The organism is Bacillus kalamii (assembly GCF_047238185.1).
Taxonomy (GTDB): domain Bacteria; phylum Bacillota; class Bacilli; order Bacillales; family DSM-1321; genus Bacillus_AD.
Genome location: NZ_JBDFMI010000006.1, coordinates 226,594 through 252,197, shown reverse-complemented (window position 1 = coordinate 252,197; position 25,604 = coordinate 226,594). Strand labels below are relative to the sequence as shown.

Below are 25,604 nucleotides of genomic sequence, written 5' to 3'. Positions count from 1 at the left end.
ATATAATTATTTTGATTTTTCCGTGCAATAAATTCAATAAAATAATCATTTTTATGAAATATAATAATAGTTTTATAGTTGTATTTGAACTATGTTATAAATTTCATAGGTTGGTGATTGTGTGAATGTTGGCTTATTTTTTTGACTGGAAAAATCAAGGTTATGATAGAATAGTAGAGTATTTTAAGGGAGGGATTTTAAAAAGAATGAAAGCTGTAAAACTACTGCTGAGTCTCACGCTGCTTGTTTCCGTATTTTTTGGTTTAGGGCAATCTCAGATAGAGGCGGCAACAACGTTCAAGGATATTGGTTCTTCACACAGGGCTTTTAAAGAAATAAGTTATCTTGCGCAAGGTAACATTGTCGGAGGAGATTCAAAGGGATATTTTAATCCGACACGATCTGTTACTCGTGCAGAAGCTGCTGCAATGATCGGACGTGCTTTAAACTTGAATGGCACACAAAGAGGTACTTCATTCAAGGATGTCAGCTCAGACAATTTTGCTTCCGGCTACATTCAATCTGCGGTGGATAAGAAAATAATATCCGGGTTCAGCAATGGATTATTTAAGCCGTATGATAAGATGACTCGCGGTGAAATGGCCATCATGATTAGCCGTGCATTTGAATACAGTTTTGACGGGTCAACAACCGGTGCTGCCAAAGCATTAATGTCAAGAGGAATTGCTCAAGGTATGTCGGACGGATCCTTCGGTACATCAAATAGTATTGTCCGTGCAGATTACGCCATATTTTTAGCAAGAGCTATTGATTACAATCTTCGTTTGGGTAACCAAAGTATCACTTTCAGCGGAGATATGTATGTTACTTCGGATACGTTAAATATTCGAAAAGGCCCGAATACTAATTATGGAGTGACCGAAGTCCTTCAAAAAAAGGAAAAGGTGGCAGTTGGTTATAAAGTTGGGACATGGACAGTTATTAAATCTAGTAAAAATGTAATCGGTTTTGTATCAAGTGCTTATTTGAGCCCTACTGTTTCATCAGGGGATGACAATACGCAACAACCGACGAACCCGCTTGCTTCACAAACGATTGTGATCGATCCAGGCCATGGGGGAACTGACTCTGGAGCTATCGGATTTGGTCTGAAAGAAAAAGATGTAGTACTAGATGTCGGTAAGCGGGTAAGAGACTATCTGGTTAAAACACCATTCAATATTAAAATGACAAGGGATACAGATACATATCCCACTTTATCAGAGCGTGTAACATTTGCTCAAAATGCGAAAGCGAATGCGTTTGTCAGCATCCATGCCAATGCAGGTGGAGGAACAGGATCCGAAACGTATTATTATGGCAGAGCAGCGACGAACCCGTATGTTACTGACAGCCAGAAGCTTGCGAAGTACATTCAAGCGCGTTTAGTTGTAGCTATGAATACAGCTGACCGTGGAGATAAGCATGGAAACTTCCATGTATTACGTGAAAATACAATGCCGGCTGTTTTGGTAGAGCTTGCTTTTATTGATACAAAGGCGGACAATGATAAACTGAAATCCAACACATATCGCCAAGCTGCCGCTAAAGCCATTTCATTGGGCATCCTAGATTATTATAATGCCAAAGGTTTTGATGTAGCTGACCAATACAGTAAGATTCAATAAAGCGGCTAGTCTGTCTATTAAATAGTATCTATTTATCTACGGCTATATAAGCTAGTAATAATTGAATATATAAGCTTTTCAAAAAGGAGTCTATATAGGCTCCTTTTTTGTGCGGAAAAAAAGTATAATATAATTATAATAAAGCGAACATTCTTTAAAAAAGAAAGTCAGTTATTTATCCGGTATCAGTAAAGTTGCTGCAGTAGGGATATGGGCTGATATTCTGTTCATCCAATTCTACTAGAAATGAGTACAGGGAGAGAGAACATGAAAAAACTTTTCAATCTACTAGTGGTCGCAATGATGCTATTGCTGCTGCCTCACAGCTACAGTGCTGGAGAATTTGTAACAAAAGATGGCCTAAAGGCTGCTTCCTCGGAAGAACCTTCAATCGTTAAGCAAAGTTTGGAGGATGGTACCAGGGTTAATATTCTATTTAAGGATACTGTGGATCAATCAATTCTGCAGAAGCATCATGTGTCTGCCATACATACGTATGATTCGATTTCTGCGGTGACAGGAAAAATGGATCCTGAGGATATTGAATCATTGAAGCGAGAACCGGCTGTCAAGGATGTAAAAGAAGACCGATTGGTAGAAGTTGTAGGGCAACGAACGAACTGGGGCTACAGTAAGCTCAATATGGAGAACCGCATTCCAATCAGTTCGACTGGAAAAGGTGTGAAGATTGCTGTAATAGATTCAGGAATCGATACGACCCACCCTGATTTAAAGGTCGCAGGGGGAGTCTGTGTCATGAATACCGCGTATGAACCAAACGCTTGTGCCAATTCTTATAATGATAATAATGGACACGGAACTCACGTGGCAGGTATAATTGCTGCCCAAGATAATGAAGTCGGTGTCCTGGGAGTTGCACCCGGAGCCAGTTTGTATGCGGTTAAAGCGCTTGATTCACATGGCTTTGGGGTGACTTCCTCCATTATGGCGGCGATGGATTGGTCCATTAAAAACAAGATGGATATCATCAATTTAAGTTTAACCACTCCTGATGATGACCCTGCTTTTAGGGCGCTGATTCAAAAAGCGTACAAGGAAGGGATTTTAATCGTTGCCGCTGCAGGCAATTATTCGGCAGAGACAGGGCTAAATGTTCTATATCCTGCTAAATATCCTGAAGTAATCAGTGTCTCCGCTCTTGGAAGGAATGGTAATCTAATTGCCACGAGCGCTAGAGGGAAAGATATAGAATTAACGGCTCCTGGCGGCGATATCTTAAGTACATTGCCATTGGCACAGGATGACTATGATAACGCTAAGGACGGGTATGGGATGATGTCTGGGACATCAATGGCTGCCCCTTTTGTAACTGCAATGGCAGCTTTGTATAAAGAAAAGTTTCCGCTTATGACGAATGTTGAAATCCGCGAACTTCTCGAGAAAAACGCTAAGGATCTTGGAGTTGCTGGAAGAGATTCCCTATATGGCTACGGGCTTGTCCAAGCGGATACAAGCGGAGAAGCCGATACGGAAGTAACAGGCGCAGCTTCAGAGAATGGTACAATCAAACTTACAGTGGACAAGCTCCCTGAGGGGGCGAATGCCGTGAACGTTTATCGGTATAAGCAAAAAATACTTGCTAATGTTGTAGATAAGGAAATAATAGATTATGCAAGTAAGGGAGATGTGGAATACATCATTGTACCTACAAAAGATGGCAAGGAAATAATGGATCAAGCTATACATGTTCTTATCAATCTTGAGTCCCCAGCATATAAAGATATGAATAACAGTTACTGGTACAATCGGAATATTATGTTTTTAAACCAGCGTAAAATTATGAATGGTTACAGCAGTGGTGAAATGAAACCGAAAAAAACCATTACTAGAATGGAAGCAGTTGTTTTATTGGCAAATGCACTGCAATTGGATATTTCCACCACCAATAAAGAGGTCTTTAAGGATGTTAAACCAGGGAGCTTTGGTGCGCCACAAGTAGCGGCTGCTTATCAAAAAGGAATTTTGGCCGGTTTTAAAGATGGAACATTCAGAGGCAATCAATCGGTTACAAGAGCAGAAATGAGTATAATGGTCGCAAATGCGTTCAATCTGAAGGATGCCGGGATACCGGTAGCATATAATGACCTATCACCATCTATGTCTGGTTATAAACAAATTCATCAGGTCTCATCCAATTTGATTGCACAGGGATATGGAGATGGAACGTTTAAACCATATATGAAAATGGATCGTTCATCATTTGCGGTTTTCTTATCGCGTGCCATTAATCCCCAATTTAAACCAATTGTAGCAGAATGAAATCTACCGATATAACATTTTTTAAAAAAGAAACCATCTAAATAAATAAACTGTACCCTTTGTAAAGGACATTTTGAAAAAAGCTAGGCAACTTCTAGAAGCTGCTGTCTGTATTTTGCAGGCGGCAGCTTTTTCAAGTTCCATTGCCCCCGATAATGATTGTAATAAATCATATAACTCTTAATTTCTTGCTTTACTTCTTCTAGTGTTTGACATTCTTTTATACTCGTTTCATCTTTAAAATGTCCAAAGAATGATTCTTGGGGGGCATTATCCCAACAGTTCCCGCGACGTGACATAGATTGTCCTAATTTCATTTTCTTCACAAGTTTTTGATAGTGTGGATTGGTGTAGTGGAACCCTTGATCTGAATGAATAAAGGCATCTTCTGTTAAATGGCGGTGTTTCTTCAATTTACGAAGCGTATCGAGGGCAATGTCCAAACTTAACGAAGACGACGTTTCATACGCCAAAATTTCATTCGTTTCTGCGTCCTTAATCGTGGATAAATAAGCACGTTTACCGCCTCCGTACGTTAAATACGTAATATCCGTCAATAATACTTTTCCTGCCACACCTTGTTTAAAGTTGCGTTGTAGTTCATTTGGACACGTGCGATGCTCTTTTGTCGCTTTTGCCATACGTCGCGCTGGATTTGCTTTTCGAATCGGACAGATGATGTCAAATTTCTTCATAATGCGGCGAATACGTTTTAAGTTATACGTAATCCCATATTGATTTTGTAATGTCATTTTTATTTGGCGTGTTCCTTTTTTACGTCCTCTGAATTGATACGCCTTTAAAATGATTTCTTTCACTGCTTCATCTGCTAATTCACGTTCCATCCTTTTTTGAACCGAATGATTACTAAAATAATTGTAGTAGCCTGAACGTGATACACTCATTAGTTCACATAAATAATTAACGAGTCGTTTTAATTTATACTTTTGGATCGTTTTGTAAATCAGTTCAAACCTTAATTTTGTTGGGATTATGATTTCTTCTTCAACATCTGCCTTTCGAGTAGATCGAGCTTTTTTAAGAGTTCATTCTCTGCTTGTAATAATTTATTTTTCGCCTCTAATCGTGCAATTTTCTCTTCCAATGTCAATTCACGCTCAGATGGTGTGCCTGAATTCATTTTCCGTGTATCTTGTAAACCTTCTATCCCCGCTCGGCGATAAGCAGCTCGCCAACGTTTTCCTGAAGATTGGATTCGTTTTATACCGATTAATTCAACATCTAAGCCGGCCTCTTCAAAAATTTCTCTTGGTAATCTACCTTTTTCATTTTCCGCAATAAAGTGACGTTTAAATTCATCACTATACGTAATTGCTTTCTCACTAACTGCTTGCACATACGGATTGCATTTTAATTGTTCTTGTTCTTTTTTAGTAAAATATCTCTTTGCCATTTCATCCCGCTCCGATATCTTTTTTCTCATTATAAACAAAAGTACCCTATAAGATAGACTTTTTTAAAGTGTCTATCTTATAGGGTACAGTTTAAAATTTTAGGTGGGTTTTTTTATAGATAAACAGTGGATTAATAGGGTTTTCCAGTAATGCAATTGTAATATAAACGTAAAGTCCATTCTTATAACTCTTTGTTAAAATAGTAAATGGATAGAAAATCGTTCAATAGAATATAAGAAATATACATATAAAAATTCATTAACAATTATTTTGGGGGTAAAGATGAAGAAATTTTTATACTTATTGTTTGTTTCAGCAATCCTATTCACTGTTATGCCATCGATTAGCCAGGCGGCAGCTTACAACGGGAATAGTATAGTATCGATCGCCGTTAAGTATAAAGGAGTCCCATATAAGTTTGGAGGCACAACAACGAGCGGATTTGACTGTTCAGGCTACCTGAGTTACGTATTTAAACAGGTAGGTGTTACACTTCCTCGTACCTCTGAAGAACAATATAAAAAAGTAGGGACAAGCGTTGCAAAAAAAGATCTTCAACCTGGAGATTTAGTTTTTTTCTCAAATACTTATAAGCAAGGCATTTCACATGCAGGCATCTATGTAGGCAGCAACAATTTTATTTCTGCTACGACAAGCAGCGGAGTTGCGGTGGCAAGTCTCAGCAACACATATTGGGGACCTAAGTATACAGGCGCAAAGCGAGTATTTAACAACCTGGAAGAAGGGGAGTTTGTTGATTTAGCGAGCAGTAGCTTTGCATATGCTGCTGTTAAGGATATCAGTAAAAAAGGCATTATTAAAGGATATGATGATGGTACGTTCAGACCTGCTGAGTCTGTAACAAGAGGACAGGCAGCTGCCATCATTAACCGGGTACTGAAGAATACGCCAGCCAGTATCTATTCCTATAAAGATGTACCGACGAACAACCCATTTGCTAAAGATATTGCTGCTATTAAAGAAATGGGTGTTATCAAAGGCTTTTCTGATGGCACATTCAGACCGTATGCCACTATGACAAGAGCTGAGATGGCCACAATCGTCAAAAATGCCTTCTCATTGCCTCGCCCGATAATGTCAAGTGCTGAATCCAATAAGATATATAATGATGTAGATTCATCTTATTGGGCGTTTGATGCAATCATCACTATGAATGTCATTGATCGGACAACCGGTTTTAAAACAGCTTCATACCGTACATCAAGCAAGGCTTCCAGAGCAGACTTCTCTGCAGCCATTTATAATGCGATGAATGCAAATTAATGTTTCTTGAATACCCTTTTACCGCTGGAGTAAGAGGGTATTTTTGGATTTATAATCGAATAGATATTTTGATAGAATAGTAGGGGAGAATAAAATGCTATATATCTTTTGAATTAGGCGAATAGGAATACTTGGATAGGATTTACCGTCCAACATCATGGATACTATCCCTAATTAACTAAAAATATAGAAACTTTTTCCGATATTACTAGTAAACTAGCATTATATATAAAAGTATATGTATTCTCGTTTACCAGAATCTTTGTTTTTAATGGCATCACAACACAGCTCTTCCTGAAGGAGCCCTGCCATAATGTAACAGATAGTGAGAAGGATTATCAGAAAGGAGCTATCAATGAAAAAAATAATTAGTGTACTTCTTAGTTTAATGCTTGCTTTATCCATTTTGCCGGTTTCAAAGGCATTTGCAAGTGATGACATTACAGGTATTGCCCTTGAAAAAGAAATGAGGGCCATGGTGGAAATTGGTGTAATTAACGGTTATGGAACAGGAGTATATAAACCTGGAGAAAAAGTGAACCGGGGCCAATTTGCGACATTTCTAGCGCGCGCGCTTAAACTTCCTGCAGGAAGTGGCCAATTCACGGACGTACCGGCGTCTTCAGCCTTGGCGCCAAGTATAAATGCGGCTGTTAGTGCAGGCATTATTAAAGGTTACTCAAAAACACTTTTTAAACCGGATGAGCTTATATCCAGAGCCCAGATGGCTGTCTTGATTGACCGTTCTCTAGACTATTTAAAGGTAACAAAAAAAGAAGGGACGCTCGCTTTTTCAGATGGAAAAGATATCTCTGCCTCTGCATTAACAGCTGTAAAGTATATGGTAGGTATGAAAATAATATCAGGATTTTCCGATGGTAAAGGCGGATATGCATTTAAACCGGCTTTAACAGCTACGAGAGCAGAAGCATCTGCGTTCATCTCACGTATGCTCGATGCCAAAGCCGAAGAGAAGCCAAATCCAGAACCACCGGCACCAACTCCCCCGGCAGAGAAGTATGATTACCAAGTGGGTACGATTACAGCAGGTGGGACTATAACAAGCAGCACTCAAACGTATCAAACGTTTAAAGATGCCAGCCAAAAAATTACGAATGCAGCTTCACAGGTAGTCCTTTATAAAGGGAATATCGTTAAAATGAATGAGGGCCTTGTCATTGCCAAGCCGAGTACTGGCAATGCCACCACGGTTGTATATTTAAGTGATAAGAAGAATCCGTATGCCCCAATTTCACCGGGGAATGAGCTTAAGTATGTCTCTTCCGATGAAGACTGGGTGACAGTAGATATAGGCGGAAATATTGGTTATGTAAAACAATCTGAAATGTATATGCTTCCTACCCAGATGCTGAAAGGCCAGTCCTATTACAGTGCCAACGCAGCAGGGGATCTAATACACAGCTTATATAATCATAGCACGAATAAATATACATCTTATACAGCAGGAAAAGCACCATCAGTATTTAAGCAGGGGCAAAAATACTATAGTTGGGATGGGGGAGTGTTTAGAGATAGCTCTGGCACAACAATAGGAAGTTACTATCAGTACTTTAATATGCTTCCTGCCCGCGCCACTACCAATTACACAGCTGAAGACTTGGAAAAGTATATTACGGATAGTTTAGTTGCTAAAGAAGCGTTATATAAGCAGAATCCAACCTCTTATGCCAGATATAAAGATGCTACAAAGAAAAGCAAATTGATAGGTTTAGGGAAAATTTTGAAAGATGCTGAAAAAGCCAATAATATAGATGCCTTAATGGTTCTCGGCATGGGGATCCTTGAGAGTGACTTTGGAATGAGTGCACATGCACAGAACAATAATAATATATTTGGAATCGCGGTATATGATAGCTCGCCTCAAAACGGAAACTCCTATACTAGTATCCAAGCATGTGTGGATTCTTTGATTAAAAACTATTTAAATAAAAATTACATTCCGGTATCCGGTTCATATGCTAATGGAGGAATGCCAGGAACTAAGGCCCGAGGATTTAATGTCCGCTATGCTTCAGACCCTTATTGGGGACAAAAGATTGCTGGGTATATGTATCAAATCGATAAAGCATTGGGAGGAAAGGATTTTTTGAACAATCCAAATCCTTATGCTATTTATGAAACGACAAGTGATGGCTTGAATATCCGTTCCACACCGGATGGCTCCGGATATAACAATATTTTGTATACGTATAAAAAAGCTGGTTTTCCGGTTATAGTAATGGAAACAACTGCAGATGGAAAATGGAAAAAGATACTTTCTGATAATACGACTGATCGGTACGGATATGTGTCTTCTCAATTTGTAAAGGCACTGCCAATAGCAAAATAAACCAACAAAAAAGCCGAGAGCGTGTGCTCTTGGCTTTTTTGTTGGTTTGATTATTGAATGATCGACATGAATGCCTGGTAGGCCTGTTGGTACATTGGATCAGGATTTGTAGCCATACGATGGATCATTTCTAAATCCTGATAAACAATCATGCTGCGGCCCGGAAGTCCGTATCTTTTAGAGAATTCTGCATAGCGCTTAATGCTGTCGAGCCCTTTTTCAGCCAACTGTGCACTGGAATTAGGTTCAATTTCAAAGTTAATGCCGCATCCAAAGATTTGTGCTTCCAAGAAGGCTCTGTGTAATTTGGCTTCAGCATCTTCACCTGTAAAACGGAAAGCATTCGGCTGGCGGAACGCTCCATCAAATCCATATGACTGCCAACGGTTGAAGTTGGTGGATAGGGCATGTGGAGAATAGATGAACTTTCGATTTTGTGCATGCAGTACTTTTGCTGCACTTGCTACAATAATTTCATCCTGTTGGCTAATGACCGTTTCATTGGTCCAGTAATAGCCTTTCAGATTAATATTCGAATAGTTTCTTTCATAAAACGTATTTTCAACTTGGTTTATGAACCAGTTTACTAAATCTTCGCGGGCTTCAGTTGTGTTCGTCAGAGAATTTCCATCCAAGTCGATAATATCGCCCGTTTTCTTAGGGTATGGTATGCCGATGTAGACATTTGGATGCTTTCCTGCTTTTGCAGCCGCTTTATCCAGATTAGCTAAACTGCCTTCGGAGCCCAGGATTCGATCCAGATACCATTGCCACACGTCATAATTTGCTGTATTTTTGGCTGTTTCTGAAAAATCGCCGGACTGCATATTGTCTCCTTCGCCAATCTTGTACCGATTAGCTTGGAAGATAAATGTATCGAAAAGATCATTCGGTTGGACACCGTCATTTCTTGTTAGATAGGAATCGAAGAAATCAGGTGTAAATCCTTTCGCATTCTCGGAACCATTGTAAATGATGACGCCGTTTTTAATGCCTGTACTGTCCATTTTTCCTGTTTCCTCATTATAGGTAATGAGTGAGTTGCTGACAGGGTGAACGGTTGCACCAGGATTTTTTACCGCAAAAGCGATGGCTGATTCAGAGTTGCGGAATGTTTCTAGCGTTTCCCCATTTAATTTAACAGAGTATTCAAGCGGTCTACCGTATATGCGCGCCATGAATGTTGAGAACTGAGCACGATTGACGATCATTGAAGGTTTAAAGGTTCCATCCATATATCCAGAAGTCACTTTGTTTTCAGCAATAGCGTCTATGTAAGTATAGTATGGATCGTCTTTATGAATATCGGTAAAGCTTGAATTTCCTTGTCCTTCATATTGGTAGCCTGTTGCTAGAGCTTTCGCCATTTCTTTTCGCAATAAGGGTTTGGTTGGATTAAATTTTCCATCTTCCAAAGTGAACATGCCTGCATTTACCACAGCTATTACTTCGTTATACCCGGTGGAGGTTTCTTTCATATCCGATGGAATAATGGAAGGTTCTGTCGGAATGTCCATTTTCATTGCACGCACTAGCATGATTGCGGCATCTTTTCGTGTAATAGGGCCCGTCGGTTTGAATGTGCCATTAGAGAATCCCTGAATGACATTTTTGTCTGTTAAGAACTGAATTTCGTTATATGCCCAGAATTCACGGGGAACATCACGAAATGCAGCGCTTGCCGGAATGGCACTAGCGGCAAAACAGACTATAGCGAGCACCATGCCCATAATTATTTTGCTTTTTTTCAAAATTACACCCCTCTTTAAATTAGTCTTAACATTTCAATAGTAACATATTGATTCTTGTAAAAAACATAGAATATAGTATTTTTGTATAAGATATTTTAAAAATTTCCAATTATATGAATCAAAAATAATAGGAATGAAGGGTGTGTATGTTCTTTGTGATGATTATTTTGTTAAAAAATGGTATATTTACTAATAGAAGAATACTAGAGTATAAGGGGAGATATGATGAAAAAGTTTATGTTGTCAGCCGCGAGTCTACTATTGCTCATAGGCTTATTTTTCAGTACCCAGGCCAGTGCTTCAACCAGCAAAGAATTAGCAGCTATGATGGATCAAAAAATCATAATGGGAGACAGTAACGGCAATCCTATGTCTGGGAAAAAAGTGACCCGTGGAGAATTTGCTGCCATTATGCAAAGGGCATTGCAACTTCCTGAGGGAGACAGCCAATTTAAGGATGTTGCTAAGAGTTCACCGCTTGCAAAGGGAATTAGCGCCGTTGTGAGAGCGAAAATTGCCAGTGGTTATTCAAAAATATTGTTCGGTCCGAACGACTCGATCACAAGGGAACAGATGGCAGCCATGATTTCAAATGCACTTGATTATCTTGGGATTGCGCCGAAGGAAGCGCCACTTTCATTTGTGGACACCAACCAAATTTCACCGAAATGGAAAGCGGTTGTTGCCAGTATGGTCGGTTACAAAATTATTTTAGGAAATGCAAAAAATGAGTACCTTCCAAAGGATACGGCAACAAGGGATCATGCGGCCAAGTTTGTATACAGAATGCTGGAAGTAAAAAAAAGTCATGATGGCGCGTCTGAAAACAATAATCTTTATATCGTCACCAAAGTAAAAGCAGATGGCAGCTTTAGTGCATCGCAGCAAAAGTTCAGCAGTTTTGCTGAAGCAAATGATAAATGGACTGCGTCCACCGGAGAAGTAATTGTAAAGAATGATAAAGTCATTAAAATGGATAAAGGAATCGCGGTTGCAACGGCCAATGGCGAAACTGTTGTATATGAGAATAAAAAATTGAAGATGCCTTTAGAGCGAGGCAGTGAAATGGAGTATATATCATCTGATGACCAGGATGTGTCTGTAAAGGTTGCCGGTCATCCATATACAGTTAATTTGGCGGATGTGAAATTGATTCCAGAGCAAACCTTTAATGGCAAACGATCTTTTTATAAAGTGGATGGCAAAAGAAATCTAACACATAATGTATACAACTATCTTACTAAATCTTCAGATTCCTATTTTTATGGAAAAGCGCCAACAGGCCTTGCTGAAGGAACATACTACAGCTGGGATGGAGTTCATTTTACCGACAGTAAAGGGAATGACGCCGGTACTTTCTATCAATACTTCAATATGCTTCCTTATCGAACAAATACAAATTACACCGCTGATGATTTGAATCAAATCATTTTAAAGAAACTGCAAAGCCTTGAAGCATCAGGTAATAGTGCGTTTAAGGGTGCAACTAAAAACAGCAAGCTTTTGAATATAGGGCAAACATTAAAAGAGGCCGAAAATAAATATAAAATAAATGCATTCATGATGCTCTCTCAAGCAATCGTTGAAAGCAATTATGGATTAAGTGATATAGCCAAGAATAAGAATAATATATTCGGCATCCATGCACATGATGGAAATACAAGTGCTGCAATAAAATTTGATACTACTGAAGACTGTGTAGTGTATCTTGCAGATAAAGTGTTAAATAAAACCTATATTACAACTGAATTAAATAGCTATGGAAACGGAAGCAATCTTGGCAATAAATATAGAGGTATCAATGTGAAGTATGCATCCGATCAATACTGGGGACAAAAGATTGCAGGTGTCATGTATAATTTGGATTTGGATGGAGGCGGAAAGGATTTCATCAATAATCCGACTACCTACTCTCTCTATCAGGTGACTTCTCCGGAAGGACTGAATGTACGGTCGGAGCCAAGTGTATCATCATTGGCATTATACCGTTTCGATGCCAGCCAGACAGGATTTCCTGTTACGGTGATCAGCAGCGAAAAGGGTGCCGATTATACATGGCATAAAATATTGTCGGATTCACTGAAAGCGCCATACGGCTACGTGGCAGGGGGAAAAGGGGACATCGATTATATCAAACCTCTTCCTATTGTTAAATAAGTAATGAAGCAGCTCCGGGTGGATATTCCATCCGGACTTTTTGTTGGTTGCAAAAGTACTAAAAAAGGACATTGTATAGGCAATTTATCATTTCATCCTTCTTATTTACTGTTTCCTATTTTTTTAGGATTCTAGTACTCTTGCATTTTGTCTATTATTTTCATTGATGTTAAGCTTGATCATTGTGAGAGAGAAAGGAGATGTCTAAATATGAAAAAAATAATAAGTTTCATAGCAAGTATTGTTCTGATTGCTTCGATTTTACCGATAACCTATGCGTCCGCTAAAGAAAATATCGGGAATGAAATGCAAGCTATGATTAAAGAAGGAATTATTACGGGCTATGGAGATGGTACATATAAGCCGAATGGTACTGTAACCAGAGGGGAATTTGCCACTTTTTTGAAACGGGCTCTGGATTTGCCTGATGGTCCGCATGTTTTTAAGGACGTAAGTAAAACGAGCAGTTTGGCTGCAGGAATCAATGCAGCAGCAAAAGCAAAGATTGTAAGGGGAATAAGCTCTGAAACGTTTGCGCCCAATCAGCTAATCACACGGGAGCAAATGGCCATTATGATCAATAATGCATTAACCTATAAAAATATAAAAACAAAGACAACTTCAGTTACAGTGGCCGATATGAATCGAGTTGGCGCTGAAGAAACAAAATTGGCTATCAAAAATATGATTGGCCAAGGGATTATTAAAGGATATACAGTCTCTGGAGGGATGATGTTCAAACCAAAGGATCATGCGACACGTCAACAGGGGGCAGCTTTTATTTATCGTTTGCTGAATGTGATCGGCAAGACTTCGGGAAATACTAATACACCTGAAACACCGGCCGCCTATGAGCCGAGCGCCTTCGAAAAAAAGGTTGTGGAATTGACCAATGCAGAGCGGGCAAAGCAAGGGCTCAAACCACTCATTTTAGATACAGAAGCGAGCAGAGTCGCCCATGCGAAAGCGGAAGATATGAAGGTAAACAACTATTTTAGCCATACGAGCCCTACTTACGGAGGATTAAAGGAATTATTGCAGAAATTCGGCATTAAAAACTGGCATGCTGCCGGTGAAAATATCGCTAAGGGCCAGCCTACACCTGAAAGTGTCGTGTCAGCCTGGATGAATTCGGCAGGCCACCGGGCCAATATCCTGAATCCGAACTTTACCCATATGGGAGCAGGATATGTATCTTCACCGAATGTATGGGTACAGGAGTTTCTGGGCAAATAAGAATATCATTCAAAAAGCGATCGAGAGGAAAAAATCTCGATCGCTTTTTAGATTGCTTAATGAATAATGCTTTGGATAACCATATGCAGCCAGCATTCTTAAGCCGTTATTTTCCTAGGCGTACCTCATTCAATGAGCATATAGTGCTTCCTGAAAATACGGTCATACTCCTGATAGCTGATATTGTATTCATCCAGTACGGCTTGTACGATCACCTTATCGTCCCGCCGAGGATCATAATCAATTCCAAAGTTAGTCAAGATTCTAAAAATGCGCTGTGAAAACAAAAGGATTTCTCTTTCTGAGTGTCCTTCGGCTGTTATACTTTCCTTGAATTCTTTCATTGATTCCGCATCTTTTTGAGCTTTTTCTTTTGTGACAGTGATGCTGTCGTTGATGATCAGACGCCCTTTTGGACGAAGGATATTCACCGTTTTATTTGGATTAACATTATAGTAAAGATATGTATGGTTATCGCAGTCAGCGATTAAACGGATATTTCTTTGATAGAGATGATAGGCTACAGTGTCGGTCTTTAAATAATACCGGAGCTGCTGGTAAGCCTGTTCGATTATCTGGAATTTTTCCCCTATAGGGAGTTTATTGTATGAAGGAGCCAATGACAGGAGGATGTCGATTGATTTATCAGCCCAATTAAATGAATAGTCCACTTTGTTTACATGTGTGTTGAAAATTTTGTGCATCGTATAATCACCAACATCCATAAATTGCTTTGCGTTTAGATGATCATATTTAATGGAGGGTATGGAGTCAGTAAAAATACTTATGGACAATAAAGATAGACAAATAAATAGTTTATATTTCATTATGCGTTCCCACTTTTTCAAAAGTACCTTGAAAGTATAGCAACTAAATGAAAAATGTTTGTGAAATAAAAATGCCTAATCATAGGAAAAAGCGAGTGAATGTCATTTCACTCGCTTTCAGTCTGTCAGGCAGCCGCTTTTTTCCGTCTGACAAGGGATAATAGTTTTGTATACGCTTCTTTATAAAAGTATTTCAATCCGACGACATAAAGTACAGCTCCGATTCCGCCGAACAGAACCAGCTGGATGATATTCGGCAGATGTCCAAGCGGTGTATATGCCTTCAGGGCATATACCGGCAGTCCCATCAATAAAGTAGGCGGGATGACCAGCAGGAACATCTTAACCAACCGTTTGCTCTCGCTCTTATCGAAATCGCGGTACATGACAATGGTTGAAACGACCAAGAAGTAGATGGCCACGACAGATGACGTGACGGCAAGGCCCTTATAGCCAAGCGAATCGACAATCAACCAGTTCAGGATGAAGTTGAGCGCGACAGTTGTAATGGAAATGCGAAATACCGTCGATGTTTTTCCTCGTGCGTACATGCTTTTGCTGACAATGAATTGCAGACCCTGTGCGATAATCATCGGCAGGTAAAGGACCATGGCCACATACGTATTGTATGTATCTGCCGCAGTGAATTTGCCGTGCTGCAAGACAAAACCGATCACTTCCTTGCCGAGAAGAAGCAATCCGACAGACATCGGAAGCAGGGTAACAAGCGATATCATCATGCCCATATGCATGGTTTCCTGGAATTTTTTCTTATCATTCACCTGCTCTGACAGAAGCGTGAATATGATGACAACAATCGTTGTCGCATAGATTGTATTCGGAATCGATACAAGCAGGGATGCTTTATCCAAATAGGTAGTTCCTCCATCGCCTGTACCGGATGCGAATGTCTTGTTGACGAACATATTGAATTGGCCGACGACCGAGTTCAAGAGCGACGGAACAATCAGTACAAGAAAGGTCTTGCGGAAGTCCTTTTCCACCTTGATGGTCGGAGCCCAGCGGAAGTTGCTTTTCTGTAAGTAAATGAATTGGACGATAACGCCCAGTACTGTTCCGACGACAAAACCAATCGCAAGCGAATAGATGCCCATCTGCTCATGGAAAAAGATAGCGAATACCGCGCCTGTCAATGTGGCTAGAATCTTAGCAATCTGGGAAGGTACAAAGCTTCTGCGCGCCTGAAGGTAGGAATCAAGTATGCCGTTCAGGGCGACGAATGTCATCCCGATGAAGAAAATCTGCATCGTTTTGATGGCTATGTCCTGTGCAGCCGGGTTCATACTGGCCGGTGTAATATACGGAATGATCTTTCCGCTGGCAAAGTAGCCGATAATTGAAACAAGCAGGAACATAATGACTGTTCCATTCATTATGCCGTTGGCGTCTTTTTCGGCCGCTTCGGCTTTTTCCTTTCTCCGCTTCATGTATTGTGGGAGAAAGACATTGTTGAAGCCGCCGGAAATCATGGCGACAACGAGTGTGATCAACGAAAAGGCATATACATATCCGTCTGTTTCATGGCTGACGCCAAAGACTTTGGCTACAATACTCTCCCTGATGAAGCCTGCCGCTTTCAGGAAGATAGCCAGCAACGTAATCCATATGGCAGTTCTTTTTAAATTGGCCAAGTGCGATTGCACCTCTATTCTTCATTAGTATGGAATGTCAGGTTCACTTGAAAAGGGGCCTCACACAGCATGTGTGTCAGACCCCAAATGTGTCATGGAAAAGAAATTTATTTTTGCTTTAAGGCGCGTTCGTAGATTTCAAGGTATTTCTTCGCCGCAGCGATATGGGAGTAATCCTTTTCAATCTTAGCGCGTGCTTTTGCAGCCATTCCAGCCCCGGCTTCCGGGTCTCTCAGAAGAGTAAGGATGGCATCGGACAATTCCTCGACGTTCTTCTCCTCGACCAGTAGGCCGTCTTCGCCGCTGTTGACGATTTCCTTCAATCCGCCGACAGCGCAGGCAACTAAAGGCGAGCCTGAGCCCATTGCTTCAAGGGCGGAAATAGAAGTCGCTTCCTCAACGCCTGCTGAGTGGACACTTGGCACAAGAGCCACGTCGCTCAGGTCATAATAGTCGCGGACAACATGGTGGGCAACAGCGCCAAGCAAAGTGACACTGTCCTCTATTTTTTCGCGGGCAACGATTTCCTTGATTTCATTCAAGGCTTCACCGCTGCCTGCGTAGATCAATTTCACATTCGGAAACTCTTTCAATACTTTAGGCAAAGCCAACGCCGGATAAATAACGCCGTTTTTCTTTGTCAGGCGGCGTGGGCAGAACAGCACTGGACTGTCCACCGGGATATTGTATTGCTTGCGCAGTTCTTCTTTTTTGTCTTTATTCGGCTTGAAATTATCGACATCGATGAAGTTGCGGATTGCAGTCCCTTCGACACCGGATACATCCTTCACGTATTCCTTCAGGCGTGTATCGACCGTAATGACTTCACGAGTCCCTTTATAGGCCTTGATCTCGATTTCCTGCATGATGCGTGCCGGCTCGCTGCCTTCATCCATAGAACCTTTAGAAATTGATTCGAATGCCATATAGCCATGGACAGTCGATACAGTAGGAATGCCTGTCTCAAGTGCCGCAAGAGTAGTGAACGGATCCTGTGCATGGATAATGTCATAATGCTTGCTCTTATTTTTTTCCATCAGAGAGTGAAGGAAGCGCTGGCGCATTTTATGGCTCCAGACAATTCCTTTCCCTTTGCTGAGCTTATTCAGAATATAGCTTGGCCCCTGGGCCAGGATTTTACGGGAAAGGGGAGAAACGTCCGAGAACGATAATACATCCACTTCATGTCCAAGCGACTCCAGTCCGGCCTTCAGCGTATCCACGTGTACCGATAGTCCGCCTGCATGCGGATAGTCATAGGCTGTTGCGATTAGTACTTTCATGATCAAGTCTCCTCCTGAGCGATCTTTATCTATTATTGGTTCAAGAAATGTTCCTTCAACAAATCGACATTACGGACAGCTTCCTTGCGCATTACGTCAGCGTTGGCGTTGACAAGTGTCGAGAACTCATCATGGTTATCCAGCAATGTAATGGCATTGGCAACCAGCGTATCCGGGTCGATTTCCATTAGATCGGCCGAGAAATCCCACATGCCGCTCCGTTTTAACAGACTTTCCACTTTTTTATCGTAGCTCAGCCCGATATGGGGAACGCCTGAAAGCGTAGAGAAAATAAGCGCATGCAATCTCATGCCGATTGTTAAATCACAGTCAGCGATAAAGTTCAAATATTGGTTCGGTGTGAAGTTTTCGCCTAGCATCACACATTTATCGCGGTATTTCATATGCTTCATCACGTTTTCGCTTGCTGCTGTATCATGGTGCCCTTCCATTGGAACAAAAACAGGCGTAATATTGCGTTTTTCAATCAGTTCGTCCAAAATCTGCGCTGTCTGCTCGAATTGCTTTGTATGCTCGAACCACGGGCGCATGGAAACGGCCACCAATTTTTCGTATGGACCAAGATCCAACGAGTCCATGCAAGCACGGTCATGCTTTTTCTTGAAGGCGAATACGATATCGGATGTTACGACAGTCTCTGGCTTCGTAATGCCCAGATTTTCCAGGTATTCCTTCGAAAATTGGTCGCGTACTGTAATGAAGTCAGCCATATTGGCCATCTTCATAAGAATTTTACCCCATCGGGATGTGACGGGTCCAATTCCTTGCGAGAAAAACATGACCTTTGTTCCGCACATTTTTGCCAAAAGGACAATCAACAGATAATAAGGAAGCGGACCGAACAAGAACTTCGTCGGATACGCATCCTGCAAGAGGCCGCCGCCGCCGCTGACCAAAAGGTCCGCTTCGCGCAGAGCCTTGATTTTTCCTTTATTATCATGTCTCCATCCACGGTAGACGGCTTTCACTTCGCGTTCCTTCGCCGTTGCTTCCGGTGATAATGAGAAAACGGTTATCTCGGGGTTTTCGAGAGAATCCTTCAGGTTATCTACAATGCTCTCTAGGATTGCCTCGTCTCCCGTATTGCCTAAACCATAAAAACCAGAAATGACTATTTTCAAAACAAATGTATCCTCCTTTTACATGCGCGGCTTCTACTATATACAAGCCGCATTGAGGCAGGCGGTTGTTTTGCCTGCCCATCATAAGCTGTTTCCGCCAGCTTACAAACCGGTTATATCATCAACCCATCCGGCTGCTGTTAAACGAGCGGATGGCCTTTTCTTCTTTTTTCTACAAAAACCTCCATATATTTTACCATTACACCCTTTGTTCATCAATGTAATTCAAAATAAGTGGCATAAAGTATGTGGAGATGGGGAAGGAGGGAACAGGAATATCCAGTGTTGTCCACTTTCCAGCCAGAAATTTGGCGATTTATTGTTGTATTTCAAGGATGTTTTTAACCCTAATGCTATAGCGGGCATTTGGCGCTCCAGGTTGCTCGCTTTCCGCGGGGCGAGCGCTGAGCCTCCTCGTCCTGTGTCCTGCGGGGTCTCATCTGGCCCGCTGATCCCGCAGGGGTCTCGCACCTTCCGCTCTAGTGGTTGATTCAATCGAACTTTATATAGGATAAACAACATATCTTTATTTTTCGTCTGGAACACCATTCATGATGATTTTTCAAAGCTGTGTTTAACCCCAATTGTTATAGCGAGTATTTGGCGCTCCAGGTTGCTCGCTTTCCGGGGGGCGTGCGCTGAGCCTCCTTGTCCTGTGTCCTTCGGGGTCTCATCTGGCCCGCTGATCCCGCAGGAGTCTCGCACCTTCCGCTCTAGTGGTTGATTCAATCGAACTTTATATAGGATAAACAACATATCTTTATTTTTCGTCTGGAACACCATTCATGATGATTTTTCAAAGCTGTGTTTAACCCCAATTGTTATAGCGAGTATTTGGCGCTTCAGGTTGCTCGCTTTCCGTGGGCGTGAGATGAGCCTCCTCGTCCTGTGTCCTTCGGGGTCTCATCTGGCCCGCTGATCCCGCAGGAGTCACGCACCTTCCGCTCTAGTGTTGAAGCAATCGAAAAACATATCAACTATCGTTAAATATATAGTTATGTAGAATGGGAATTTTCATTGAACGGTGAAGCCATGCACGTCTTAAGCTTGTCGGGGCTTATCAGGCGCCCTCGCTTTTCTCTGTCCAGCTGCGGGGGCTAGCTCCTAGTGTACTTCGCCTGATTCTTCACGATAAGTCAACATCGAATCGCTGCGCTCTCCGTGTTTCCTTTATCTTACAGAGTAAGGCTCCAGTCCATACGGAGCTAAACGGCCCCCCTCGTTTTTCTAATTAGCTTTGTCTATACTAAGGTTATTAATGCAAGGGCGTTTTATATTTGGTATACTATGATAGGAATTTACTTGGACAAAAGTGAAACAGTGAACAACGGCTACGGGCCGTTGCCGGCGATTGTTGAATGCCGGCAGCCGCAAGCGAATCAATCGTCATCAAACGACAGATCCGGCATGGGCGGAAATGAAACGATAAATTTTTATATAAGTGAGGTCACCAAGCTATGAAAAAGATTTGTGTTATTGGTTTAGGGTACATCGGCTTACCAACAGCGTCCGTTTTTGCGCGAGCAGGGTATGACGTTCTTGGCGTTGACGTAAATCAAAAAGTGGTTGATTCATTGAATGAAGGAAAAGTGACAATTGAAGAAGTGAATCTTCCTGAATTAGTGAAGGACGTAGTAGCCAAAGGAAAGCTGAAGGCGTCTGTATTACCGGAGAAAGCGGATGTTTTTATCATTGCTGTACCGACTCCAATTCATGAAGACCACCGAGCAAATATAGATTATGTAGAAGAAGCAACGAAATCAATCCTTCCATTCCTGGAAAAAGGCAATATTGTCATCGTTGAATCAACGATTCCTCCAAGAACGATGGATGATGTAGTGGCTCCTATTTTGGAAAAAGGCGGATTCGATCCGTATAACGATATATATGTAGCACATTGTCCGGAGCGTGTATTGCCGGGACGCATCCTGATCGAGTTGATCGAGAATACTCGTATTGTCGGCGGCTTGACTCCTGAAGCTGCGAAAAAAGCGGGCGATGTATACCGCGCGGTCATTACGGGCGATGTAGTGGAGACAGAGGCGGTAACTGCCGAAATGTCCAAGCTGATGGAAAACACATTCCGAGACGTCAATATTGCATTGGCGAACGAATTGGCTAAAATTTCAGCTCGCCTTGGCGTCAATGCACACGATGTGATCCAGCTTGCCAACAAGCATCCACGTGTAAACATCCACTTGCCTGGACCAGGTGTCGGCGGACACTGCCTGGCAGTAGATCCGTATTTCATCGTGGAAAAAGCGCCAGAAGAAGCGCCGCTGATTGCTGAATCACGCCGCATCAACAATTCAATGCCTGATTTCGTTGTAGAACAGGTAAAACGTCTGACTGCTGAATTGGATAATCCGGTTGTAGCGGTTGCCGGCCTAACATACAAAGGAAACATCGATGATATCCGTGAAAGCCCTGCTATGGAAATTGCCCATATGCTGCTGGATAACGAACGCTATGATGTACGCATCCATGACCCTCATGTATCCGAAGAGCAAGTGCACTTCAAGCTTGAGTCATTGGAAGATGCATTGAAGGGTGCACACGTACTGGTTGTGCTAGTGGACCATGACGAGTTCAAGGATTTCGATACTCAGGTCATCATTGATCAAATGGCTACTCCGGTTGTATTTGACACAAGAAACTGTACAAACATCGATAACGGGAACATCACTTTGTACCGTATCGGCGATTTGAAAAAACTGACTGCCATCCAAGAAGGATAAGTAGGCAGGATATACGAAGATAGGAAGATGAACATGCAGAAGGAAACATATTTTGGCGTCGACGTTTCTCCGCTGAGCTATGAGGAGATCCTTGCCGATTTGGAATTGAGAATGGAAGAAGGCAAGAAGTCGACGATCATTGCCGTCAATCCTGAAAAGGTCATGACAGCGGAAAAGAATGAACAGCTGCGCGAGCTCATTAACAACAGCACATACGGCATTGCGGACGGAATCGGCATTTTGCTGGCTTCGAAGTTGAAAAAGGGCCAGGTGACATCGCGTGTAACCGGTGTGGATATGATGGACCGTCTGCTGCAATTTTCCGCGGAAAAGTGCTACCGGGTATTCCTGTACGGAGCCAAGGAAGAGGTAGTCAGCAAGGCGGTCGAGAAAATCAAAGAGAAGTATCCGAGCATCATCATTGCCGGCTATGAAAATGGCTACGTGCAGGATGCCGGCCTTGTCGTGAATAAGATCAATGAAGCAAAAGCGGATTTGTTATTCGTTGCAATGGGAAGCCCAAAGCAGGAGCTTTGGATCCGGGAGCACATGGATTCTCTGTCTGCACGGGTGTACCAGGGCGTCGGCGGCAGCTTCGACGTATTCGCCGGGCATGTAAAGCGCGCGCCGGCATTCTACCGCAAGTTTGGGCTTGAATGGATGTACCGCTTGATGAAGGAGCCGAAGCGCCTGAAGCGCCAGATGGCTTTGCCGAAATTCCTTCTGAAGGTCATCCGTTCCAAGTAGTAGGCAGTTAATATAGGAATGAGTACGAATGTTCATGCTCATAAGACAGTGAACAGCCCCTTGAGCCATGCAAGTCAAGGGGCTGTTTTTTTACACAGGCTAGAAAATTTCACGCAGGAGGCAAGTTTATGAAGGTTTTACATGTCATCAGCGGTGGTGAGACAGGCGGTTCCCGAAAGCATGTCATCACTTTGCTGCAGCAATATTCCAGGGAAGAAGTCTGTTTGGTATTGTTCCAGGATGGCCCGTTCGCACAGGAAGCCATTGAAAAGGGGCTGCGTGTGGAAATCATCAAACAATCTTCCCGTTATGATATCAGTATCTTAAAAAGGCTAAGAATGTTCATTGATTCGGAAGGGTTCAATATTATCCATTCCCACGGTCCGCGGGCTAACCTATTCATATCCTTTATTAAGAAAAAGATGGATGCGGTTTGGGTAACAACGGTCCACAGTGATCCGAAGCTGGATTTCATGAAGGGCGGAATCAAGGGAAAGCTGTTTACTTCATTAAATTTATGGGCGTTAAAGCAAATTGATTACTACTTTGCTGTGACGGATCTGTTTAAGAGAAATTTAATACACTTGGGCATTCCGGAAAAAAAGATATTTACAATCTATAACGGAATTGAGTTCATCGAACCGATTGCTGGAGACGGGGCATTGCAGAAGGAATTGGGGTTATCCGCTGACGATTTTATCATGACCATGGTAGCGAGGCTTCATCCAATCAAAGGGCATTCTATTGTATTTAAAGCACTGAAGGAATTGGATAATGAACATATCCATCTAGTTTTGGTGGGCGACGGTCCAATCGCTGCTGATTTGAAAGAAGAAGTACAGAAACTAGGATTGGTAAAACAGGTGCATTTTCTTGGGTTCAGGAAGGATATTGACCAGATTTACAGTAATTCTAATATAGCATTATTAGCTTCCTACAGTGAAAGTTTTCCGCTTGCTCTGTTAGAGGGAGCCAATCAAAAACGATCCTTAATTTCTACTAATGTCGGCGGCGTCAAACAATTAATTCCTTCTGAAGAATACGGGTGGATTGTTCCGATAGATGATGCACAAGCTTATCAAAAGGCAATCGAGCAGGCATATGAATCCTTTGAAAACCATTCTTTAGAAGAAAAAGGGGAAAAACTGTATGAATTTGCCCGAGATCATTTTTCATTAAAGCATTTGGCTGATAAGGTGAAAGATGATTATGATCAAATCTTAAATCAAAGATAGAAGATATTTTAAAATATTTTAATAGTGGCATCTGAATAGTCCCCATCCTGTAAGGAGATACTGATGTGTATCTCTGCAGGAAGGGGGCTTTTGTTTATGAATAAACCCACGTTTACATATTTATTAATTTTGTGCCTCTTATTTTTTGTGCCTTTGTTTCCATTTAAGCAAGGGATACTTTCCATTGAGGTTATTCTCATTCCTTTATTGGTGATTTCATTTCTTTTAGAATGGAAAAAAGGGCGCCTGCATGTCAACGTTTTTCCTATTCTCCCATTCGTGGTTAGTTTTGCCCTTTATTTTGTCTCCACGTTGTTGTCTTTAAGTAAGGCGGTATCCATCACTCCTGGCCTGCTGGAAATGGCGCGCTATCTTTCCTATGTTTTTCTCTTTTTAATCGTCAGCAAAATCCGGTTTACTGCCTCTCAGTATAGTAGCTTTGCCTTTGTATTTGGCATTTCTGCGTTGTTTGTAGGAATTATTGGGGTAAGTTCTTATATTTTCGGAATTTCTTTGAATAAAGCAGGTTTATACGCTCTTCAAGAAGCGAAGGGAAGGGTAGATTCAACGATGCAGAATCCTAATTATTATTCTGCTTTCCTGAATTACGTCATCCCTTTCCTGCTTCTATTCTCTGTTGCATACTATCGGGATAAGAAGAGGCAATTCCTTTTCTTTGCTTTTTATTCGCTATATCTAGTGAATTTGATTTTGACTTATACACGGGCGGCATGGGTGACAATGGCGGCATCTTTTATTTTGCTGGCCGTGATGATGCCCAAGCGTTTTTTAGTGAATGTGTTTAAACCCTTTATGTTGTCCTTGTTTTTTGCGCTTAGTATAGGAGTCTATTTTTTGCCTGATGTGCCTGCACGTACTCTGTCAGCCATTTATGCCATTGAAAAAATTGCCTTCCCTAACTGGGCTCATAATAAATCAGAAGAAACTGATCAAAAAAAGGATATGGCTCATGAAGAGAATAATGAAACGACGAACAAAGCAGTCGTTTCCAGAATGACATTATGGAAGACAGGGTGGTATATGTATCGGGATAATCCGCTCCTCGGTGTCGGCATCGGTAATTACTACATCCGTTATAAAGATTTTGTCACAGCCTATCCGGAACTTGATATAGGCCATGAAACATACTCTGTGCATAATTCCTACTTGAAGGTAGCGGCAGAAACAGGAACAATCGGTATCCTCTCGTTTCTTACGATCTATATCGTATACTTTGTTTATTGTCTCTCTCTTTATATGAAGCAACGCCAGGCAATAGGTAAAGTGATTGGGGGCGGCCTGATTATAGGAAGTGTTTGCTATATGGTTCAGAACCTGTCGAATAATATCATCTTTATCCCACAGCTGAATGTCTTGTTTTGGCTTGTAGGCGGATTGATTTTGTCATATTTGTATCAAAATCGACATACTGCATAGTCCTAAAGAACACCGAATAAGGTGTTCTTTTTTTGTAGGGTACGCCATATGCTGAATATTGTGGTTTGAAAGTACCACTATGAAAAGCATATTTGTTGATGGGAAAGAGTGAAAATGATATAACACCATAGGTGGAATACTTCGCTTTTTATAAATTTTGTGAAAAAGTTTGCTAATTAAAATATTCCATGTATAATTATGGAGTGCATACTTTGTGCTAAATTTAGGATAACCACCCTAAATGTTCTATTAAATTTGTATAATCTGTAACTTTTGATGTATTTTGTAAAAATATATTGAAAATTATGGGTAATTTGATAGAATGGTTAGTGAGGTTTTTCCTTATCCTGCTATTTTGATAGAAAAATAGTGTGAATAGCGGGAATTATCCAGTTCCACCTGCCTGCCGTCTAACGGATAGGGCAGCAATACTTTAAATTTT

17 protein-coding genes are annotated in these 25,604 nt (G+C 41.5%); 11 read left to right on the top strand and 6 right to left on the bottom strand.

The genetic code is table 11. From position 1 onward, the window contains the following. Positions 1-206: 206 nt before the first annotated feature. Both ABC357_RS18945 and ABC357_RS18940 read left to right on the top strand, forming a co-directional pair. A complete protein-coding gene (locus tag ABC357_RS18945; RefSeq protein ID WP_412889161.1) occupies positions 207-1,628 on the top strand; it encodes an N-acetylmuramoyl-L-alanine amidase in 1,422 nt (473 codons plus the stop codon). Positions 1,629-1,895: 267 nt separating this feature from the next. Next, entirely contained in the window at positions 1,896-3,908 is a 2,013-nt protein-coding gene (locus ABC357_RS18940) for a S8 family peptidase (protein ID WP_412889160.1), read from the top strand. An 83-nt stretch (positions 3,909-3,991) separates the two neighbouring features. Here ABC357_RS18940 and ABC357_RS18935 read toward each other — a convergent pair. Then, positions 3,992-5,322, bottom strand: a protein-coding gene (locus ABC357_RS18935) for an IS3 family transposase (protein ID WP_412885946.1) whose coding sequence is annotated in 2 segments (ribosomal slippage) — positions 3,992-4,941 and positions 4,941-5,322 — 1,332 coding nt in all. Because the reading frame shifts where the segments join, the coding sequence is not laid out codon by codon here. Between the two features lie 283 nt (positions 5,323-5,605). Here ABC357_RS18935 and ABC357_RS18930 point away from each other — a divergent pair. After that, positions 5,606-6,607 carry a C40 family peptidase gene (locus tag ABC357_RS18930; protein ID WP_412889159.1) on the top strand — a complete coding sequence of 334 codons (1,002 nt, stop codon included), beginning with the start codon at positions 5,606-5,608 and terminating at the stop codon, positions 6,605-6,607. Positions 6,608-6,962: 355 nt separating this feature from the next. After that, positions 6,963-8,957 carry an S-layer homology domain-containing protein gene (locus tag ABC357_RS18925; protein ID WP_412889158.1) on the top strand — a complete coding sequence of 665 codons (1,995 nt, stop codon included), beginning with the start codon at positions 6,963-6,965 and terminating at the stop codon, positions 8,955-8,957. Positions 8,958-9,007: 50 nt separating this feature from the next. Here ABC357_RS18925 and ABC357_RS18920 read toward each other — a convergent pair whose 3' ends face one another. Then, entirely contained in the window at positions 9,008-10,708 is a 1,701-nt protein-coding gene (locus ABC357_RS18920) for a DUF4855 domain-containing protein (protein ID WP_412889157.1), read from the bottom strand. A 225-nt stretch (positions 10,709-10,933) separates the two neighbouring features. On the opposite strand from ABC357_RS18920, the gene ABC357_RS18915 reads away from it, so the two are divergent. Then, a complete protein-coding gene (locus ABC357_RS18915) occupies positions 10,934-12,865 on the top strand; it encodes an S-layer homology domain-containing protein (RefSeq protein ID WP_412889156.1) in 1,932 nt (643 codons plus the stop codon). Between the two features lie 210 nt (positions 12,866-13,075). Continuing rightward, a complete protein-coding gene (locus ABC357_RS18910; protein ID WP_412889155.1) occupies positions 13,076-14,101 on the top strand; it encodes an S-layer homology domain-containing protein in 1,026 nt (341 codons plus the stop codon). 125 nt (positions 14,102-14,226) lie between these two features. Here ABC357_RS18910 and ABC357_RS18905 read toward each other — a convergent pair whose 3' ends face one another. The 4 genes from ABC357_RS18905 to csaB all read right to left on the bottom strand — a co-directional run bounded on the left by ABC357_RS18905 (position 14,227) and on the right by csaB (position 19,005). Beyond that, a complete protein-coding gene (locus ABC357_RS18905) occupies positions 14,227-14,928 on the bottom strand; it encodes a hypothetical protein (RefSeq protein ID WP_412889154.1) in 702 nt (233 codons plus the stop codon). A 125-nt stretch (positions 14,929-15,053) separates the two neighbouring features. Beyond that, complete coding sequence (gene murJ, locus ABC357_RS18900; protein ID WP_412889153.1) at positions 15,054-16,580, bottom strand: murein biosynthesis integral membrane protein MurJ; 1,527 nt, start codon at positions 16,578-16,580, stop codon at positions 15,054-15,056. A 107-nt stretch (positions 16,581-16,687) separates the two neighbouring features. Further along, the gene (locus ABC357_RS18895) at positions 16,688-17,863 is read right to left on the bottom strand and encodes a glycosyltransferase family 4 protein (RefSeq protein ID WP_412889152.1); all 1,176 of its coding nucleotides are present in this window, start codon (positions 17,861-17,863) and stop codon (positions 16,688-16,690) included. 32 nt (positions 17,864-17,895) lie between these two features. After that, positions 17,896-19,005, bottom strand: coding sequence for a polysaccharide pyruvyl transferase CsaB (gene csaB, locus ABC357_RS18890; RefSeq protein WP_412889151.1), 1,110 nt, complete (start codon positions 19,003-19,005; stop codon positions 17,896-17,898). 1,302 nt (positions 19,006-20,307) lie between these two features. On the opposite strand from csaB, the gene ABC357_RS18885 reads away from it, so the two are divergent. The 5 genes from ABC357_RS18885 to ABC357_RS18865 all read left to right on the top strand — a co-directional run bounded on the left by ABC357_RS18885 (position 20,308) and on the right by ABC357_RS18865 (position 25,162). Next, on the top strand, positions 20,308-20,466 hold the full coding sequence (locus ABC357_RS18885) for a hypothetical protein (RefSeq protein WP_412889150.1): 159 nt from the start codon (positions 20,308-20,310) through the stop codon (positions 20,464-20,466). Further along, the gene (locus ABC357_RS18880) at positions 20,463-21,743 is read left to right on the top strand and encodes a nucleotide sugar dehydrogenase (protein ID WP_412889149.1); all 1,281 of its coding nucleotides are present in this window, start codon (positions 20,463-20,465) and stop codon (positions 21,741-21,743) included. The genes ABC357_RS18885 and ABC357_RS18880 overlap by 4 nt, the downstream gene beginning before the upstream one ends. Positions 21,744-21,776: 33 nt before the next feature. Then, positions 21,777-22,490 (top strand): WecB/TagA/CpsF family glycosyltransferase, encoded by a 714-nt coding sequence (locus ABC357_RS18875; protein ID WP_412890073.1) that lies wholly within the window; start codon positions 21,777-21,779, stop codon positions 22,488-22,490. Positions 22,491-22,618: 128 nt separating this feature from the next. Further along, entirely contained in the window at positions 22,619-23,725 is a 1,107-nt protein-coding gene (locus ABC357_RS18870) for a glycosyltransferase family 4 protein (RefSeq protein ID WP_412889148.1), read from the top strand. A gap of 96 nt (positions 23,726-23,821) precedes the next feature. Continuing rightward, entirely contained in the window at positions 23,822-25,162 is a 1,341-nt protein-coding gene (locus ABC357_RS18865; RefSeq protein ID WP_412889147.1) for an O-antigen ligase family protein, read from the top strand. The last annotated feature ends 442 nt before the right edge of the window (positions 25,163-25,604 follow it).